This window comes from Mitsuaria sp. TWR114 (genome assembly GCF_007997345.1).
The window spans coordinates 1-547 of the sequence record NZ_VOSR01000797.1 but is presented as its reverse complement, the minus strand read 5'-3'; the positions used below and the strand labels follow the sequence as shown (position 1 = coordinate 547).

General features: G+C 70.7%; 1 protein-coding gene. It reads left to right on the top strand.

What is annotated here, in order from left to right:
* A partial coding sequence (locus FUT87_RS24310; RefSeq protein ID WP_147242657.1) for an efflux RND transporter permease subunit occupies positions 1–547 on the top strand: 547 nt, incomplete at both ends.

Genomic DNA, 547 nt, shown 5'->3' with positions numbered 1-547 from the left:
CCTGGGCGAGGTCGAGCGCCGCGGCATCCTGGGCAAGGACACCGACGGCGACACGATCGAGGGCATCGTGCTGCTGCTCAAGGACACCAACCCGTCGCGCACGCTCGACGGCCTGCATGCGGCCGTCGACGAGCTCAACACCGCGCTGCTGCCGGGCGACGTCAAGGTCGTGCCCTACCTCGACCGCGCCACGCTGATCGAGGCGACGGCCCACACCGTCGGCCACACCCTGGTGGAAGGCATGGTCGTCGTCACGCTGGTGCTGCTGCTCTTCCTCGGCAGTCCACGCGCGGCGCTGGTCGTGGCCGTCACCATCCCGCTGGCACTGCTGGCGGCCTTCATCTTCATGCACCACGCCCATGTGCCGGCCAACCTGCTGTCGCTGGGCGCGATCGACTTCGGCATCCTCGTGGACGGCGCCGTCGTGGTCGTCGAGCACCTGCTGCGCCGGCGCGAGCAGGCCGCCGACCGGCCACTGACGCCGCGCGACGCGATCGTCGCGACGCTGCAGGTGGCGCGGCCGATCTTCTTCGGCATGGCGGTGATC